The sequence below is a fragment of the Candidatus Formimonas warabiya genome (assembly GCF_002777255.1).
In the GTDB taxonomy this organism is placed as follows: Bacteria; Bacillota; Dehalobacteriia; order Dehalobacteriales; family Dehalobacteriaceae; genus Formimonas; species Formimonas warabiya.
In genome coordinates this window covers 1,327,532-1,345,546 of record NZ_CP017634.1, presented here as the reverse complement: position 1 = coordinate 1,345,546, position 18,015 = coordinate 1,327,532, and the positions used below count along the sequence as shown (strand labels likewise).

Sequence of the window (18,015 nt, the reverse complement as noted above, 5' to 3'; positions counted from 1 at the left end):
TGTTGGCAAGCTTTGGTGAAAGGTGAGTGATTAAAATCATCGATTTAAAAATTGCCCTAGATAAGCTGTTCTATCCTAAATCTGTAGCGGTTGTAGGTGCCAGTAGCAATCCTCGAAGTCTTGCGTACCGCAATCTGAAGTTAATAAAAGAGTTTGGATTTCAGGGTAGTTTATATGCTGTTAATCCCAGAGGGGAGGAATCAAACGGAGTACCGGGCTTTTCGTCATTGCGTAATATCGGGGGAGATATTGATTTTTGCATCATTGCGGTTCCGGCGCAGGAGGTTGTTCAGGTCGCCTCAGATTGCATGGAGAAGGGGATACCGGTTGCTCAAATTTTAACGAGTGGTTTCGGTGAGTCCGGCCAGGAAGGGCATAGGCGGGAAAATGAACTATTAAGTGCAACTGCGGGTACTACCAGATTGGTAGGTCCCAATTGTATGGGAATTTATTCTGCTCCCGGTAAGCTCAACTTTGTAGCCGGAGCGGAAAAATCAGTTGGTAAAATCTCCATTGCCTCACAAAGCGGGGGACTAAGTATTGATATGTTGTCCAGCGCCAAAACGCGGGGCCTGTATTTAAACAAGTTAATTTCCATAGGGAATTGCCTGGACTTAGATCCTGTGGATTTCTTAAAATATTTTGGCCAAGATCCAGACACGGATGTCATCGGTTTTTACTTAGAGGGCCTGCGCAGGGGTCAAGAGTTTATTCATGTGTTAAACGATGTTTGCCGGACAAAACCTGTGGTGGTTTTAAAAGGAGGACGAACCTCCCTCGGGTCTAAGTCGGCAGCATCTCATACGAATTCTCTGGCAGGGGAGAACGCTATTTGGCAGAGTGCGATTTCCCAAGCGGGTGGAATAAATGTGGAAAGTGTGGAAGAACTCTTGGCTACCTTGACCGCACTGCAAGGTTTTGTTCCCCGCCCTATGAGCAGGGGTATTGCATTTGTTGGGAACGGGGGAGGCAATACCGTTCTGGCAACGGACTTATTGGCGGAGCGAGGACTTACCCTTGCTTCTCTATCACAGGATTCTAAGGAGAGAATGTCGGCCATTAAAATGCCGGCAGGGTCTACGGTGGGGAATCCGACAGATACACCGGTTAGCGCTCTTAATAAAAGCGGCGGTGAGGCTATCGGCCTGGTTGTTAATGAACTAATCCAGTCTCCGGAAGTAGGGGGCTTGATCCTTCATTTTAACCTGCTGCCTTTTATTAATTACGAAAACCGAAAAGATATCGCCAATGGTTTATGCCAGGCAATTCTGGCTGTTGGCAAAGGGGACAAACCCGTATATGTTGCGTTGTACGGCAATCCTGACAAAGAAATTGAGGAATTGCGGGTCCGCATTTTAGAGGCTGTTCACCAGGCACAGCTTCCCTGCTTTCAATCAATAGGAGAGGCAGTTAAAGTGTTGGCAAGAGTCTATCATTGGATGCGGCGCAAGCCTGCAGACACCTCACCGGTGGTCACGCCGCCCCCGGAGGCAGTTTTGAAGGAAGCTGGAACGATCCTTGCCAATGCCCGCAAAGCCGGGTACAAGTGCCTGACCCAGGAGGATGCTTTCCGGATGATCCATTTATTTGGAATTCCTTCTCCTAAGATGATGGTCGCCAGGGATCAAAATGAGGCAGTGACCAAAGCTGGGGCCATCGGTTTTCCGGTTGTCATGAAGATTGATTCCGCTGATATCGTCCACAAAACCGAAGTGGATGGAGTTAGGGTTGGTTTACAATGCGAAGAGGATGTAATACGAGCCTATCAGGAGATCATCGCCTCTGTGCTTCATGCCTGTCCAACCGCCTGTATCAACGGCGTATTAATTCAAGCAATGGAGCCCAAGCCTATGCAGGAAATGATCTGTGGACTAAAACAGGATGCCGTGTTTGGTCCCGTGCTTGTACTTGGGTCCGGAGGTATCCTGGTTGAGCTGTTAAAAGATGTGTCGATGCGTGTGTTGCCGCTGCGTCCTGACGAAGGCGCACAGATGTGGCGGGAACTCAAGGTGTCATCACTGTTGAATGGTTATCGCGGGCAAGAGAGGGCTGATACCCAGTCTCTGGAAGACCTTATTCAGCGGATCGCCGCCATAGGTTCTTATGTGCCGGAAATTGCCGAGATGGATCTTAATCCGGTGATGGTTAACGCAAACGGCCAGGGTATTAAAGTAGTAGACTCAAGAATTATTATAAAGTAATGAGAGTCTAAGATGGCGGTAAGGGAGTGATTGCGGAAAACCAAGATGTAAAATCGGCATGCAATACCAGAATTTTAGCAGACCAAAAAGAAAAAATCTTAGGAGGTAATTACAGAATGAATGTAAGAAAAAAGCCTGTTACAAGTATTTTATTGGCTTTACTTCTTGGATTACTACTGGTACTGGCAGGATGTTCATCACAAGGGGCAGGTTCGACTGATGGCACAAACGCAAGTTCAGAAGCAAATAGTGAACCTGCAGATGATTTTCCATCAAAACCTATTACTTGGGTTATTCCTTTTGATCCTGGTTCCGGGGCAGACACATTTGCCCGGACTCTAGGTAAAGCAGTCGAAAAAAATCTTGGTCAAAATTTTGTATATGTTAACAAGCCCGGAGGTAGTGGTGGTATTGCTCTTTCCTATTTGCAGTCACAAGCCAAAGACGGATATACTATTGCCAGTCATTCATCCTCGCTGGTTTATGCCTTGGCTTCAGGGGAAATCCCGTTTAAGGTTGAGGATATATCCTTCCTTGTTCGGATTAATGCCGACCCGGAGGTTTTGGTTGTTCCAGCCAATAGTCCTTTCAAAACTATTGATGATCTTGTAGCTTACGCCAAAAGTAACCCTGGCAAGCTGAATGTCGGGGGCGTCGGAGCCTTTTCTCAGGCGAGCGTATGTTCTGATTTGTTTAAAAAGGCAGCTGCCATAGATTATAAGTATATCCCGTTTGATGGGGGAAATGAAGCGACGGTGGCCGTATTGGGAGCAAATGTTGACGCTGCGTGGTGTACAAGCAGCAATGTTACGGCTCAAATGGAGGCGGGGAAATTGCGCTTTTTGGCTACTGCGAACAGCAGTAAAAACGCCAACCAGCCTGATCTGCCCACATTAAAGGAAAAAGGGTACGATATGGAATCTATTCTTTGGCGGGGGATAATCGCATTACCTGGTATTCCCGAAGACCGGATCCAAATATTACAGGATGCCTTCCAAAAGGCCTTACAGGACCCCGAATGGCTCAAGTATATGGAAAACGAACAGCAGTTAGATGCTTATTTACCGGCCGCAGACTTTTTAACTGCTGTTAATAAGGAGTTTGCAGATGCTCAGAAAGCAGCAAGCGAGCAAGCAAAATAATTTTGCTTAATACAAAAGGGGGCTTTCCCCCCCTTTTTAGGAGGTTAAATAAATGGGCTATCGAATGGGGTCTATTGTATTATCACTGTTATTTACTCTTCTGGGAGTAGGTACACTGTGGCAATCCTTAGGTATTAGAAATAACGGCGAAAATTTAGGTCCTACATTTTTCCCCAATACGTTGGCAGTATTAGTCATTGTATTCGGTTTAATTATTTTAGTGAGAACGATTAAGGCCAAAAATGAAATAGTTTCCATCGATAATAAGAAACAGGTTTTTGCCACCATTGGACTGACTATTGCGTTTTTTATCGCCTGGTCCTTAGCCCATAGGCTATATTTTGTTTGGTTGTTTATCTACATTATGGCTTTGTATGCTTTTTATAAGCAACAGGAACTTAAAAAGGTTAGAGTGCTACTTATTGGGCTGGCACTAGCAGGGGGAGTCACAATCTTTATCTATTATGTTTTTGGTGTTTTGATTATGGTGAATTTTTAGCATGGTTAAAATTTACATAACAGGGGTGAGATAATTGGATTTGGTAGTATCTTCAATAATACACTGTTTTGAACCCTTGAATCTATTTATTTTATGCGTGGGCACGCTAGTCGGACTGTTTGTCGGAGCGCTTCCCGGGTTGGGCGCTGCAATAGGTGTAGCTTTAATGCTTCCATTTACTTACGAGCTGCCTACTGTTACAGCGATCCTTCTATTAATTGCTGTGTATCAGGGAGCAGAATATGGTGGTTCCATCTCCGCAATTACATTGGGAATTCCTGGTACCCCTGCGGCAGTGGCTACAGTACTTGATGGTAATTCCATGGCTCGGAAAGGATTCCCTGCAAAGGCGATCGGATACTCTTTAACTGCCAGTACTGTGGGTGGACTCACAGGAGGGGTTGCTCTAATCGCTTTTTCTGCCCCGTTGGCCAATGCAGCAGTAAAACTTGGGGCACCTGAATATTGTTTGATTGGCATATTAGGATTAGCCGCTGTCGTGGCGCTTTCATCGAAGGATGTGATGCGTAGCACTCTTTCGGTATTCCTTGGTCTGCTTTTTACTGTGGTAGGGATAGATTCCTTAACCGGGGTGCCCCGATTTACCTTTGGCAGGATGGAACTTCTCGAAGGGTTGCCCCTTGTACCCATTTTAATCGGGCTTTTTGCGATTTCCGAGGTTATCCAAATGATTACAGATGGGGTTAATAAACGTTACGTAGGACAGTCCATTGGTTTTAAGATGGATTTAAAACTACAGGATATTCTTAAGGTTAAAAGGCCTATTACATTTGGATCGTTGATTGGCGTAATCACCGGAATCATTCCCGGCCTGGGAGCAGGGCCGGCATCATGGTTCAGTTATAGTCTTGCAAAGAAAACATCTAAAACTCCGAAACTTTTTGGCACTGGTGCACCGGAAGGGATTGCGGCTCCGGAATCTGCGAACAATGCCACAGTTGGCGGAGCGCTTATCCCCCTGCTTGGTTTAGGTATCCCAGGCTCCCCCACTACCGGGATTATTATGGGTGCATTTATCATCCATGGAATCCAGCCAGGTCCGCAGATTTTCGGCAAGACTCCAGAACTGGTATACGGTTTGTTTGCCGGTTTTATTTTAGCGGTGATTATTATGTATTTTTTGGGGCGCCTTACGACACCAATTTGGTCCCGGGCGTTGTCTGTTCCTAACTACGCTCTAATTATCACTATCTTGACATTTTCTATTGTCGGATCGTACACAGACCGCAATTTAATATTCGATGTCTATTTATCCCTAGTTGTGGGTATTCTTGCATACTTTATGAAAAAACTTGACTTCTCCTTAGCTTCGTTAATTCTTGGGTTTATTTTAGGAGGGATGATCGAGACGAATTTACGCCGAAGTCTCATGCTGTCCGACGGTAATTTATCCATATTTATTACTCGGCCTGCTTCAGCGGTTCTAACCATAATGATACTCGCAATGGTTGCTGTATCCATATGGAATATGCTAAAAGATAGACAAAGAAAAAAAGATGATCCTATGTCCCAGGAGAGTCCAGCAAAAAGCTAATCCTATAAGATTCTGACGCGAACTAGGAGTCAGTTGGAACCCGATCTGGAGAACGTAACTGCATTATATCCTACCACTTAATTGCATTTAGTAAACGAATGGGCTTTTCCAATAGTGATGAAAACAGGCTCCTAGTCATATTTACTTAAGAAAATCGTGTTGGGAATTTTTTGGTGAATACCGTGAGGCTATAAAAACAGGAGGTTCTTTTATGAAAAAAGTAGTTAGTCCGATGCCTGGAAAAGTTGTCAAAATCAATGTATCTCAAGGTGATTGTGTTAAAAATGACCAAGAGGTCATTATTATTGAATCCATGAAAATGGAAATTCCTGTATGCTCCCAAAATTCTGGAAAAGTCATGGAAATTAATGTATCGGAAGGAGATGCAGTACCTCAGGGGACCGTATTATTAGCTATTGAGTAAACATGAATATATCTAAATTTATTTATCTGCATTTAAAAATATTCAGTTAAAAGTTCATAACGGACAAAAGAGAAAGAGGGTGTGGCATGTTCAGGGAACAACCTTCGTTAAAATCTTATTTTGCAGAAATGCCAGGCATAGGAAAACCATTAGGAGAATCCAATCTTAATCGTTTCAAAGAGAATGCTGATTTAATTAAAGAAGAGGAGAAAGCTATTGCAGGCGCAGTTGCTTCGGTAAAAAATTCCGGATTGCCGGCGCAGTTGATTCATCAAAAAGGGCAAATGACTGCTTATGAACGATTAGAATACTTAGCCGATCCGGGGACCTGGTGCCCTCTCCATACCCTGTATAATCCGGCTTCCAACCAGGAAGGCTGCACCGGGGTGATTGACGGATTGGGTCAAATCAGGGGTAAATGGGCGGTAATTATTGCTTTTGATAATAAAATCATGGCCGGCGCCTGGATCGCCGGGCAGGCAGAAAACATTCTCAGGGTCACGGACTTAGCAAAGAGACTGAATATACCCCTGGTTTGGCTGCTTAATTGCAGCGGCGTAAAATTAATGGAACAAGAAAAGGTGTATCCGGATCGCCGGGGTAACGGAACAACTTTTTATCGGCATGCGGAATTAAATATGTTGGGAGTCCCCATTTTAAACGCTATTTATGGCACGAATCCTGCCGGCGGCGGCTATCATGGAATCAGCCCCACCATCCTTCTTGCCCATAAGGATGCCAATATTGCTGTAGGCGGTGCTGGCATTGTAGGCGGCATGAACCCCAAAGGATACTTTGATTTAGAAGGTGTCCAGCAAATTATTGAAGCCACGAAGGCTTTTCATGAAAAAGCACCTGGACGTGCGGAAATCCATTTTGATGAAACCGGATATTTTCGGGAAGTTCACGACACGGAAGAAGGGGTTCTGGATGGTATTAAAAAGTACATGGAGGGAATCCCCCAATATGACCCTAAATTTTTCCAAGTAGCAGCGCCGGCAGAACCTAAGTATCCACCAGAAGAATTAAACTATATTGTGCCTATGGTCCAGAAACGTCCCTATGATGTTTATCAAGTATTAGCGAGAATCCTTGATAATAGCGAATTTATGGAATATCGCAGTGATTACGGTCCTGAAGTTTTTACGGGGATTGGCAAAATTAACGGTTTTCCAGTAGGATTGATTGGCAATAAACAGGGGGTTTTAAAAAATTATCCGGAATACGCGCCCGCTGGCTCAGTTGGCGTAGGCGGCAAGCACTATCGCCAAGGCTTAATCAAACAAAGTGAATTCGTGACTTTCTGCGGACGGGACAATCTGCCCATGATATGGGTGCAGGATACGACAGGTATTGATGTGGGTGACATTGCGGAAAAGGCGGATCTCTTAGGCTTAGGCCAGAGTCTGATTTATTCCATTGAGAAAACAGATGTGCCCATGATGTGTCTGGTTCTGAGAAAAGGAACTGCAGCTGCTCACTACATCATGGGTGGGCCTCAGGCCAACGAAAACAACGCCTTTACTCTTGGGACACCGCTTACGGAGATTTATGTGATGCATGGCGAGACGGCTGCCGTAGCGTCATATGCCAGAAGGCTGGTGAAAGAACAGGAAGCAGGAAAACGCCTGGAGCCCGTAATTGAAAAAATGAATGAAATGGTAAAAGATTATGTGGACAAGTCCCGACCGATCTATTGCGCCCAACATGGTTTTGTGGACGAAATTGTTTCTTTGCCGGATTTGAGAAAGTATTTCTCCGCTTTCGTCAGTGCTTGTTACCAAAATCCTAAATCCATTACCCCAATCCACCAAATGATTTTACCTAGGACCATCCGTGGATAAGAACACTTTAATCAGACCATATGGAGAAAATAATATTCCGGGTACTAATTTATCAAAAGGTGAGGAGGGACCATACAGTGGATTTTAAAAATATAATGATTATTGGTGCCGGCCAGATGGGATCCGGGATTGCTCAGGTGATTGCTCAAGCCGGTTATCAGGTGTGTCTAAATGACATCGATGAGCAGTTGGTTGTCAAAGGAATTAATTCTATTGATCAAAATCTGGGGAAGATGTTGACCAAAGGTAAAATAACAGAAGAATACAAGACAGCAATAATGAGACGAATTACCGGCTCAACTGACTTGGCGGATGCTTCCGGTATGGATATTGTTATTGAAGCTATTGTCGAAAACAAAGAGATCAAAGGACTTTTATTTAAGTCGCTGGAGCATATTTGCGATCCTAAAACAATTTTTGCCAGCAATACATCTTCTTTTCCTATTACCGAATTAGCAGCTTTTACAAAGCGACCGGATAAATTTATTGGTATGCATTTTATGAATCCGGCTCCGGTAATGAAGTTGGTTGAAGTAATCAGAGGGCTGGCTACAACGGATGAAGTCACTCGCGCGATTAAAGAATTTTGTGTGAGCATCGAAAAAACCGCGGTTGAGGTCAATGATTTTCCAGGGTTTGTGCTGAACCGGATTCTGATTCCCCTCATCAATGAAACGATTTATATCGTCAACGAGGGGGTGGCAAAACCGGAAGCCGTTGATGAGATTATGAAGCTGGGCGCAAACCATCCCATGGGACCATTGGCATTAGCGGATTTGATCGGCTTAGATACCTGTCTTGCGATTATGGAGACCTTATTCCAGGGATTCGGTGATCCTAAATATCGACCATGCCCCCTACTCCGCAAATATGTAAAGGCCGGATATTTGGGGCGAAAGACAGGCCGGGGATTCTATCAATATTAGAAGCGATGGGGTGCAAGATTTTGGACTACAAAAATATATCGGTTGTTTTCAGCGAAAGTACAGCATTAATTACAATTAACCGTGAGAAGTCTCTTAATGCCGTGAATAGGGCTACTCTCGAAGAGTTGAATAATGCTTTCGACAGTATCGCAAAAAAACGACATGTCAAGGCGGTGATCATCACCGGATCAGGAGAAAAGGCATTTATTGCCGGGGCGGATATTGGGGAAATGGCGCACATGAGACCCTTAGAGGCCAGAGAATTTGCCGAACTGGGCCTTGGGGTGACTAGAAAAATAGCATCCATGCCCCAACCGGTAATTGCTGCCGTCAATGGCCTTGCCTTTGGGGGTGGGTGTGAGATTGCCCTGACATGTGATTTTCGGATTGCCGCGGAAAAGGCGAAGTTTGCTCAACCTGAAGTTGGCTTGGGAATTACGCCGGGTTTTGGCGGGACACAAAGACTCCCTCGGTTGATCGGCATAGGCAGAGCCAGTGAAATGCTTCTTACCGGCCGGGTAGTCGGCAGTGATGAAGCTTTAAGCATGGGGTTGGTCAACTATGTTGTTCCTGGTGACCAACTGTTGGAAAGAGCCATGGAGTTGGCAAAGATCATCAGTGAAAAGGGAAATATGGCAGTTTGTTTGACCAAATCGGCGGTTCAAAGAGGACAAAGCATGGATTTGGAAAGAGCTTTGGATTTAGAGGCCGATTCCTTTGCTTTGTGTTTTTCCACTGAGGAACAAAAAGAAGGCATGGAAGCATTCTTGTCCAAAAGGAAACCGGACTTTAACGGTATATAAGTCCTTAGGTAAGATCTAATAGTTGCACAAGCGAGATTAAAAGCCTTATAGGAGAAATTGATGGGGGGAACAAGGATGGCGAATATAGTGATTGCCGGTGCAGTTCGTACTGCCATCGGAAAATTTGGCGGGGCACTGAAAGATATTAAAGCGACTAATCTCGGAGCCATTGCTATTAACGGAGCTATTTCTAAAGCAGGCTTGAGTCCGGAACAAATAGACGAAGTGATTATGGGTAATGTGCTGCAAGCGGGTTTGGGTCAAAATCCGGCTCGACAGTCAGCGATTAAAGCAGGGATACCTGAGACGGCGGGTGCCTGGACCGTGAATAAAGTCTGCGGGTCGGGCCTGAAAGCTGTTGCATTAGCTGTTCAGGCGATAGCCATAGGGGATTGTGATATTGTGGTGGCCGGTGGGATGGAAAGCATGTCTCAAGCACCGTACCTATTGGAAAAATCCCGCTGGGGACTTCGGATGGGAGACAATAAGACTGTTGATGAAATGATTCGGGATGGTCTCTGGTGTGCTTTTAATGATTATCATATGGGTGTTACTGCGGAAAATGTGGCCGAAAGGTACGGGATTACCCGGGAAGATCAGGATCGTTTTGCGGCCTTTAGTCAGCAAAAAGCGGTGGCTGCCATTGATCAGGGAAAATTTAAAAATGAAATCGTCCCGGTAATGATTCCTCAACGTAATGAAGATCCTTTGGTTTTTGAAACCGACGAATTTCCCCGACGTGATGCCACCTTTGAAGCAATGAAAAAGCTGAAACCTGCTTTTAAAAAGGACGGGACGGTTACGGCAGGCAACTCTTCAGGAATCAATGACGGTGCGGCGGCTTTAGTGATCATGTCGGAAGAAAAGGCAATTGAATTGAGGATTAAACCTTTAGCCACTATCGTATCCTATGGTTGGGTTGGGGTGGACCCCGCATTTATGGGTGTCGGGCCTATAGGGGCCGCTACAAAAGCATTAAAAAAAGCCGGTTTATCTATAGATCAAATTGATCTCATCGAGGCCAATGAAGCTTTTGCTGCCCAGAGCATTGCCGTTTCAAGAGAATTGGGATTCGATATGGAAAAAGTAAATGTGAACGGTGGCGCCATTGCCTTGGGGCATCCCATCGGCGCCAGCGGGGCGAGAATTCTGGTTACTTTGCTATATGAAATCATCAGGCGAGATGCCAAAAATGGTTTAGCCACTTTATGTATTGGTGGCGGACAGGGAATGGCGATGGTTATTTCCAGAAATTGATGAATGGACTCAACATGGATGTGTAAATAAATAAAAAGGAAAAAAATAAAAAATTTGCAGGATTTTTAAATAATACAGCATGCTAAATACAGGCTCAGCATGCTGTATGCTAATTAACGGAGGAGGGTTTTGGGTGAAAATTACAAATGTTGAAGCCTTTAGTCTAGTTGTACCTATTGAAAATCCCATTAAGGCACCGATCAGTATTCCCTATGCCGATGAGTTGGAGAAGGTGGTGTTTAAAGAGTACCGTACCGTGCTGGTAAAAATTGAAACAGATGAAGGCATTACCGGCTGGGGTGAATGCATGGTCAGGCTGGCACCCACTGCAACCCGGGATATCGTAGAATACGTAAAGCCTTTGCTGATGGGAAAAGATCCTATGAATACGGAGTATATTTGGGAATTGCTTTTTGGAACCATGATGAACAGAGGGCACTACCAAGGTTTTTATATTGAGGCGCTTAGCGGTATCGACATAGCTCTTTGGGATATTAAAGGCAAGGCCCTAAACCTTCCCGTGTATCGATTATTAGGGGGGTGTGCCAATTCTAAAATTTGGGCCTATGCTTCTTCTATCAGGTTTAGAGGCATGGAGACTATGCTAGCTACAGCTCAAAAGTTTGTGGAACAAGGTTTTAGCGCGATGAAAATTAAAATAGGCCAAGGATATAAAACAGACATTATGGCAGTAGCGGCAGTAAGAGAACATGTGGGAAAAGATATTACTTTAATGGTAGATGTCAACTGCGGTTATGATACCAAAACCGCTTTAATGGTGGGTAAAGAATTGGAAAAATATCACATCAGATGGTTTGAAGAGCCTGTTGCTCCTGATAATTATGAGGGATACAGGAGATTGTCGGAATCTTTGGATATTCCGATTGCAGGTGGTGAAGCCCATTTCCTAAGATACGGAATCAAAGACTTAATTGTCAAAGGAAAGGTAGATATTATTCAGCCGAATGCGTGCCGGACCGGTGGAGTAACCGAGTGTTTGAAAATTCACGGCTTAGCCAGTGCCTATAATGTCTCCTACCTGGTGCATACGGGAAGCTCCTCTGCCGTATGTATGGCAGTATCCTTACACTTGGCCGCAGCCTTTACAGATTGTTTTATTTTTGAATATATGCAAAGTGACTGGTCTAAAGATCAAAGGAATCCCTTGCGATGGGATTTGACCACCTTGCCGATTAAATCATTTGAGAAGGGCTATATTGAATTAGATGACAAGCCCGGGTTTGGCCTGGAAATTAATGAGGAAGTAATTAATAAAAATAGGGTGCGCTGAAATGGGTAATGTGATATGTACGATATGACGGTGGATTTAATTTTGCTGCAAAATTAAATGTGAGATTCAAACCGGGTGCTGTTAAGATTTAGGTAAAGAACTTACTGAGATAGGTCTTAAAAAGGTCTAAATTTATTTATATCTCTGACGGAGGTAGACAAATGTCAGTTAAATTAGAAAAGGGGTCTTTATATTTACAAGCTTGTGATCAATTGAAAAACTTCTAAGCTCTGCTGATTTTTTCAATTTTTATACGACCAAAGTTTGATTCTGTCATATATTCTGCTAGATAAAAAGCTAAATTGCCCCAATTTGATGATCTTTCAAAAAATGAAAAACAGCATCTTTAGTTTCATTTTCAAAACTTGACGTGTTTTTTTAAGAGAATAGCCGGCAATGATTGGAATACAAGGATTTTTGGAAATGCGCCAAAGGAAACCATATTCAGGTTCTAGTGGTGAACAGCTGTGGGGGTTCAAGTCCCTTCCGCCGCACCATCAATGATATCAAGGCCTTAAAGGCCTTTTTTGCTATATCAGAATTTATGAGTTTGAGGACCGGGTAGGTTCCTTTTTTTTGTTTGCCCCAATTTAGGCTAAAACGATCTGCGGTAAATCTTGCTTTGCTTCCTTTATATTTCAAAAATATGGAAGTTCTTCTGATGGTCCGTGATTGCACGATATGAGGAACCAGAGGAACCACCCGAGGATTAATCGTGCTATGGGAACGAAATCAGATACTCTACGCATGCAACATACTCTCTCCTTGAATATATTATTATAAAGGGGGAGACGAGTATGTCGTTATTTAAAAAGATAGATCCGGATAACTTGGGTGTTTTGGCGGCATGGATTGTTACTTTAGGGGATTTTTTAGCAGCTGTGGCGGCTACGGAATTATTAAAGCAGGTAAAAACTGAGGAAAACAATGGTAATCAGCCTGACAATAGTCAATTAACGGAGTTAAAGCAACAGATAATTCAGCTCCAGAATGAGGTAAGGGAGCTGAAAAGAAAGTCATGATGCGCTATTGGATTAGCGATAGCAGAGGTGGAAAGGTGTGGAAATATAGAAGAAATAAAAGCCCGCATGGCCAGGGAGGGGAAGACAAGGGAGGACAATGTCATGGGGACAGGTCCCTTGACATTGGTCATCTCCACATCAATTTTTTCTTATGTCAAGGGACCTGTCCCCATGACATTCTGACGGAGGAATAAGAGGAACCGGGAGAGCAATCTCTCCAGGATAGGGGAATAGGATAATTTGAATTAACTGGGTAATAATAATATTATCGTTTCCCAGACTGACTTGTTGGAGTGAATATTTTGTCAAGATTTGTAATAAAAGATTTTTATGTAGCGGGTTTGTTAATTGGAATGATCGGCGGGATAATTCATAATTTACTGCTGCTGGTACTTATCTTGCTGGGAATTAAGACTAGGACATATTGGAAGGACATGGCAGATGTGTTTTTTAATACTCCACAGGTGACTTATTGGTCTGCACAACTTTTTGGGGTGATTACTTCAATAATAATGGCAGGATATAACGGGGTAGTTATTGCTATTTTGATAAAATTAACAGGAAGAGACTATCTTTATGTTAAATCAGTATCAGTCAGTTCAGGAGTAGGACTTTTTGTATTTATGGTGATATATCCGGCCCTGGGATTAAATTTTCTTCAGCATTTGATAGTGACGAACTATGTTGCATTATTCTCATTTATTTTCTATGGGTTAGTAATAGGAGCCCTTCTAAATCAATTTACTGATTTTGGATGATTCTTTTCAGAAAAGGTTAAGCATGATAGAAAGGGACCGGGCAACCGGTCCTTAAGTTTTGTATGAGAATGTCAGAATGTCATGGGGACAGGTCCCATGACATTGCTATAACTTTAAGTTATAATGCGATTAATTTATGTAAATTGGAATTATAGCATTTATATAAGTATACTGTATACGAAGGCAAAAGAATGATTTGTATTTGCCGGTAAACCCAACATATTTCAATAAAATAAGCTTAAGGGCAATGGCTTCATGCCGTTTTTGTGCCCTGAGCGAAACGAAAGGGCTGGTGGTAACAATGCATGTCATGGAGTATACGTCTGAGGGAGTGTTAACCACAATTATTGGAATGGGAGTAGTATTCATCGTCCTCATCATACTTTCCATATTCATTAAAATCCTGAATACCGTAGTAGACGCTGCAATTGAAAAAAAAACGGGAAAGGATCATCAGGTAAGAAAGCAACCGGCGGGAGTCGTTTCTCCCAGTCCGGCGAAAGCGCCTGTAACCAATCAAATTAAACCCCGGGATAGCATTTCACCGGCGGTTGTTGCCGCGATTACCGCATCCATCTGTGCTTTGACAGGAAAGACTGCCGAAGAATTTAAATTTACCGAGATTCGCCGGGCCTCCGGAAGTCAGCCGGTTTGGTCATTTATTGGCACAAACGACGTTATTGCCACACGCCAGCGATTTATCGAAAAGGGAAACAGGCCTTGAGAAAATTTAAAAATGGACAATGAAATAGAGTCTCCCGGCAGCGGAACAATCACTGCCATTCCTGTAAAAAAAGGGACAGCGTTCAAACGGGAGACCTGCTGTTTACTCTGAACTAAGATCATAATGTAAAAGCCTGTTTTGATTAAAGGGAGGGAAAGAATCGTATGGATTTAAGCAACAGTCTTATCCAGTTTATAGAAACAACTGGTTTTGCTAATTTAACATGGGGAAATGTTTTAATGATAGGCGTGGCATGCGTGCTGCTTTTTCTGGCGATAAAAAAAGGATTTGAACCCCTGTTGCTGGTACCCATCGGATTCGGCATGCTGCTGGCGAATATCCCGATATCCGGGATTACAGCACCCCCGGTAATGGAGCTGGGACCGGATGGGTTGCCTGTTGTAAAGGAAGTCGGGGGGTTGCTCTACTATATCTTTCAAGGGGATGTTCTGGGGATCTTTCCTCCTTTGATTTTTTTGGGGATCGGAGCTATGACCGATTTCGGGCCCTTAATTGCCAACCCCAAGAGTCTCTTATTGGGCGCAGCGGCCCAGTTAGGGGTTTTCCTGACCTTCTGGGGAGCCCTCTTCCTGGGATACATACCTAAGGAAGCCGCATCTATCGGCATTATCGGCGGAGCAGACGGGCCAACTGCAATCTTTCTTACCACCAGGCTGGCGCCCTATTTATTAGGTCCCATTGCCGTAGCAGCCTATTCCTATATGGCTTTGGTGCCGATCATTATTCCCCCGGTGGCCAAACTGTTCACCACCAAAGCAGAACGGCAGATTGTCATGAAACAATTGAAACCGGTCAGCAAAACCACAAAAATTTTATTTCCCATTGTTGCTACCATTCTGGTTTCTCTCACACTTCCTCCGGCGACACCGTTGATTGGAATGTTAATGCTGGGTAACCTTTTCCGGGAATGCGGAGTGGTCGAGAGATTATCCGATACGGTGCAAAATGCCTTAATTAATATTGTCACCATCTTTTTAGGCACAACGGTTGGTGCCACAGCCACTGCCGAAGCATTTCTGAATTGGAAAACCATCGGCATTTTCCTGCTGGGCGCTTTTGCTTTTGCCGGTGGGGCCGCCGGTGGAGTATTGTTGGCCAAACTGATGAATCTATTTGTGAAGGAAAAAGTGAACCCGCTCATTGGAGCGGCGGGAGTATCTGCGGTACCGATGGCGGCTAGAGTGGTACAAAAAATGGGGCAACAAGAAAACCCGCGAAACTTTTTATTGATGCATGCCATGGGGCCTAATGTGGCCGGTGTCATCGGCACCGCAGTGGCGGCAGGTGTACTGCTTACCCTTTATCGATAAGGGACTTTTGAAACGAAACGCAGGAAGGCTCTGACCAGGGGTTCTACCCCCTCCGGGCAGCTTTCCTGCTCCAAACTATGTGCCGGTGCCGGAACCGCGCACATAGTTTTTTTTGTCATGGGGACAGGTCCCTTGACATAAGAAAGAATTGATGTGGCGATGACCAATGTCAAGGGACCTGTCCCCGTGACATTCTTGACATTCTATGAATGGGAGGCTATCTTTGATGTAAAGTATGCTTTCCATAGGGGGATAAGAGTGTGAAGAACAGGTTAGAAGAAATACGCAAACAGCGCGGAATCAGACAAGAAGATTTGGCCGCCGTGCTGGGAGTATCCAGACAGACCATAGGATCCCTGGAAAATGGACGATATAACCCATCCATCCTTTTAGCATTTAAAATCGCAAGATATTTTCATATGCCCATTGAAGAAATATTCATTTATGAGGAGGAACAAAATGAAGAAAACCATTAATCCTTACTTTTTAACCATATGCGGGCTGGTATTACTGGGAAAACGAACTGTTAAGATTCATCAAGGAGGCATTTACCAATGAAAAAGACATTCTGGATCGATCCGGCCTTTAAGACCCTCTTTCCCAAATTCCGGCTGGGCATTCTGGTCGTGGGGGGCATTGACAATTCCCCCGGCCCGGGAAAGGATTTCACCATACTGCTGGAAAACGCCATGGCCGAAAGCCGGCGCCATCTGAAGCATCCGGAGTTTGCCCAGAACCCGGTTGTCGCCGAATGGCGGGAGGCCTATCGCAAATTCAAGACAAAGAAAGGCGCCCGTTCCTCCATTGAGGCATTGCTGAAACGGGTGAGCAACGGGAACCCGGTGGGAACAATTAACCCGCTGGTGGATTTGTACAACTGCATTTCCCTGAAATATGGCCTCCCCTGCGGCGGCGAGGACCTGGATGCGGTCGCAGGCAGTCTGCGGCTCACTGTGGCACAGGGAGGGGAGAGTTTTCTTCCTTTGGGGGCGGAGGCAGAAGAACCGGCCTTAGCCGGAGAAGTGATTTACGCGGACGATGCGGGTGCCGTCTGCCGCTGCTTCAACTGGCGGGAGGCCCAGCGGACCATGCTGACGGAAAAGACCACCAACGCATTCCTTTGTATTGAACTGGTGGACGGAAGCCGCATGGAGGAACTGAAAAATGCCCTGGCGGAACTGGAAGAGCTGGTCCTTACCCGTTTGGGCGGTGCTGCCCGGCAGTTTATTCTGTCTGACACGGAAACCATAGATCTCTCCGCAGACTGATAAAACCCTTTAGATAGCATCACAAGAGTAGCTGGAGGCCGGAATCCATAGGGCTCATAGAATAGCAGAAAATAGGGATGGGAACCAAATATTAAGAATATCAAGGGTTTCAGCTGGTTCGGACAGCTGAAGCCTTTTTCTATCGCGTCCAATGCTTCGACGCAAAGGATTCGAAAGACCGCCCGGCATAAGCATTCATTTTTCGGACTAACACAATACCCTATCTAAGTCATATAGTAGTTAAGGCAAAAATGTTTGGGAGGGAGTAATGTGCTGATTTTATCCATGATATTATTTGCATTAGCGGTAAGCGTGGATGGGTTTGGAGTGGGCTTTGCTTATGGTTTGAAGAATATCATCATACCTCGGGGTTCTTTGCTGCTCATCAATCTCATTTCTTCAGTGGTTATCGCGGTTTCTATGTTTTTTGGAAAAATTGTGGTGATCTTTATTTCATTAGAAACTGCCAGACTAATTGGGGCTGTGCTTTTGGCCGGTATGGGACTTTTCATGCTTTTTCATGCCTGGGTCCAGAAAAAAGAAGAAATGGCCCTGCCGAGAGAGGATACATTGTTGCTGCGTCTGCGTATTCCGCCTTTAGGTATCCTGGTTCAAATTTTAAAAGAACCTACAAAGGCAGATATGGACAAATCAGGCATCATTGACTTTAGGGAGGCGTTACTTCTAGGTTTTGCCTTAGCCATGGATGCTCTCGGGTCCGGCTTCGCCTTTGCAGTGGTTGGATTTCCTCCCATTTTAACAGCAATTTCAGTTGGTGTGTGCCAATTTATGATGGTATCTGCCGCTGGAAGACTGGCTAGATGCAGTGTCAACAACCGGTTTATTAAAAAGACATCTTTTGTGCCGGGTTTGTTAATATTGCTTTTAGGCCTCAGTAAATTAAAATAAGTTGGTTATAAAATAAAAAGGGTTATGCGGTTTAAAAAAACCGGCATAACCTTTTTTGTTC

Annotated in this window: 18 protein-coding genes; all 18 read left to right on the top strand. The window is 44.5% G+C overall.

Features of this window, described 5'->3' with window-relative positions:
* Positions 1 to 26 precede the first annotated feature (26 nt).
* The 18 genes from DCMF_RS06385 to ytaF all read left to right on the top strand — a co-directional run bounded on the left by DCMF_RS06385 (position 27) and on the right by ytaF (position 17,954).
* Entirely contained in the window at positions 27 to 2,201 is a 2,175-nt protein-coding gene (locus DCMF_RS06385) for an acetate--CoA ligase family protein (RefSeq protein ID WP_148133651.1), read from the top strand.
* Positions 2,202 to 2,227: 26 nt separating this feature from the next.
* Positions 2,228 to 3,343 carry a Bug family tripartite tricarboxylate transporter substrate binding protein gene (locus DCMF_RS06380; RefSeq protein WP_148133650.1) on the top strand — a complete coding sequence of 372 codons (1,116 nt, stop codon included), beginning with the start codon at positions 2,228 to 2,230 and terminating at the stop codon, positions 3,341 to 3,343.
* Positions 3,344 to 3,395: 52 nt separating this feature from the next.
* Complete coding sequence (locus tag DCMF_RS06375) at positions 3,396 to 3,842, top strand: tripartite tricarboxylate transporter TctB family protein (RefSeq protein ID WP_148133649.1); 447 nt, start codon at positions 3,396 to 3,398, stop codon at positions 3,840 to 3,842.
* Between the two features lie 34 nt (positions 3,843 to 3,876).
* Positions 3,877 to 5,397 (top strand): tripartite tricarboxylate transporter permease, encoded by a 1,521-nt coding sequence (locus tag DCMF_RS06370; protein ID WP_148133648.1) that lies wholly within the window; start codon positions 3,877 to 3,879, stop codon positions 5,395 to 5,397.
* Between the two features lie 211 nt (positions 5,398 to 5,608).
* Positions 5,609 to 5,821 (top strand): acyl-CoA carboxylase biotin carboxyl carrier protein subunit, encoded by a 213-nt coding sequence (locus DCMF_RS06365; protein WP_148133647.1) that lies wholly within the window; start codon positions 5,609 to 5,611, stop codon positions 5,819 to 5,821.
* A gap of 86 nt (positions 5,822 to 5,907) precedes the next feature.
* Complete coding sequence (locus tag DCMF_RS06360; protein WP_148133646.1) at positions 5,908 to 7,665, top strand: acyl-CoA carboxylase subunit beta; 1,758 nt, start codon at positions 5,908 to 5,910, stop codon at positions 7,663 to 7,665.
* A gap of 95 nt (positions 7,666 to 7,760) precedes the next feature.
* Complete coding sequence (locus DCMF_RS06355) at positions 7,761 to 8,591, top strand: 3-hydroxybutyryl-CoA dehydrogenase (RefSeq protein ID WP_236860306.1); 831 nt, start codon at positions 7,761 to 7,763, stop codon at positions 8,589 to 8,591.
* A gap of 20 nt (positions 8,592 to 8,611) precedes the next feature.
* Positions 8,612 to 9,394: an enoyl-CoA hydratase-related protein gene (locus DCMF_RS06350; RefSeq protein ID WP_148133644.1), complete on the top strand. Its 783-nt coding sequence runs from the start codon at positions 8,612 to 8,614 to the stop codon at positions 9,392 to 9,394.
* 75 nt (positions 9,395 to 9,469) lie between these two features.
* Positions 9,470 to 10,651, top strand: coding sequence for an acetyl-CoA C-acetyltransferase (locus DCMF_RS06345; RefSeq protein ID WP_148133643.1), 1,182 nt, complete (start codon positions 9,470 to 9,472; stop codon positions 10,649 to 10,651).
* Positions 10,652 to 10,784: 133 nt separating this feature from the next.
* Positions 10,785 to 11,942, top strand: coding sequence for a mandelate racemase/muconate lactonizing enzyme family protein (locus DCMF_RS06340; protein WP_214659149.1), 1,158 nt, complete (start codon positions 10,785 to 10,787; stop codon positions 11,940 to 11,942).
* A 797-nt stretch (positions 11,943 to 12,739) separates the two neighbouring features.
* Positions 12,740 to 12,964: a hypothetical protein gene (locus DCMF_RS06335; RefSeq protein WP_148133641.1), complete on the top strand. Its 225-nt coding sequence runs from the start codon at positions 12,740 to 12,742 to the stop codon at positions 12,962 to 12,964.
* A 302-nt stretch (positions 12,965 to 13,266) separates the two neighbouring features.
* The gene (locus DCMF_RS06330) at positions 13,267 to 13,722 is read left to right on the top strand and encodes a hypothetical protein (RefSeq protein WP_148133640.1); all 456 of its coding nucleotides are present in this window, start codon (positions 13,267 to 13,269) and stop codon (positions 13,720 to 13,722) included.
* Positions 13,723 to 14,032: 310 nt separating this feature from the next.
* Complete coding sequence (locus DCMF_RS06325) at positions 14,033 to 14,446, top strand: OadG family protein (protein WP_214659148.1); 414 nt, start codon at positions 14,033 to 14,035, stop codon at positions 14,444 to 14,446.
* A 12-nt stretch (positions 14,447 to 14,458) separates the two neighbouring features.
* Positions 14,459 to 14,557 carry a hypothetical protein gene (locus DCMF_RS30440; RefSeq protein WP_418219625.1) on the top strand — a complete coding sequence of 33 codons (99 nt, stop codon included), beginning with the start codon at positions 14,459 to 14,461 and terminating at the stop codon, positions 14,555 to 14,557.
* Between the two features lie 53 nt (positions 14,558 to 14,610).
* Positions 14,611 to 15,777 (top strand): sodium ion-translocating decarboxylase subunit beta, encoded by a 1,167-nt coding sequence (locus tag DCMF_RS06320; protein ID WP_148133638.1) that lies wholly within the window; start codon positions 14,611 to 14,613, stop codon positions 15,775 to 15,777.
* A gap of 260 nt (positions 15,778 to 16,037) precedes the next feature.
* Complete coding sequence (locus DCMF_RS06315; RefSeq protein ID WP_148133637.1) at positions 16,038 to 16,253, top strand: helix-turn-helix transcriptional regulator; 216 nt, start codon at positions 16,038 to 16,040, stop codon at positions 16,251 to 16,253.
* Positions 16,254 to 16,331: 78 nt separating this feature from the next.
* Positions 16,332 to 17,045, top strand: a complete 714-nt coding sequence (locus tag DCMF_RS06310) for a B3/B4 domain-containing protein (protein WP_148133636.1) — start codon at positions 16,332 to 16,334, stop codon at positions 17,043 to 17,045.
* 270 nt (positions 17,046 to 17,315) lie between these two features.
* The gene (gene ytaF, locus DCMF_RS06305) at positions 17,316 to 17,954 is read left to right on the top strand and encodes a sporulation membrane protein YtaF (protein ID WP_148133635.1); all 639 of its coding nucleotides are present in this window, start codon (positions 17,316 to 17,318) and stop codon (positions 17,952 to 17,954) included.
* The last annotated feature ends 61 nt before the right edge of the window (positions 17,955 to 18,015 follow it).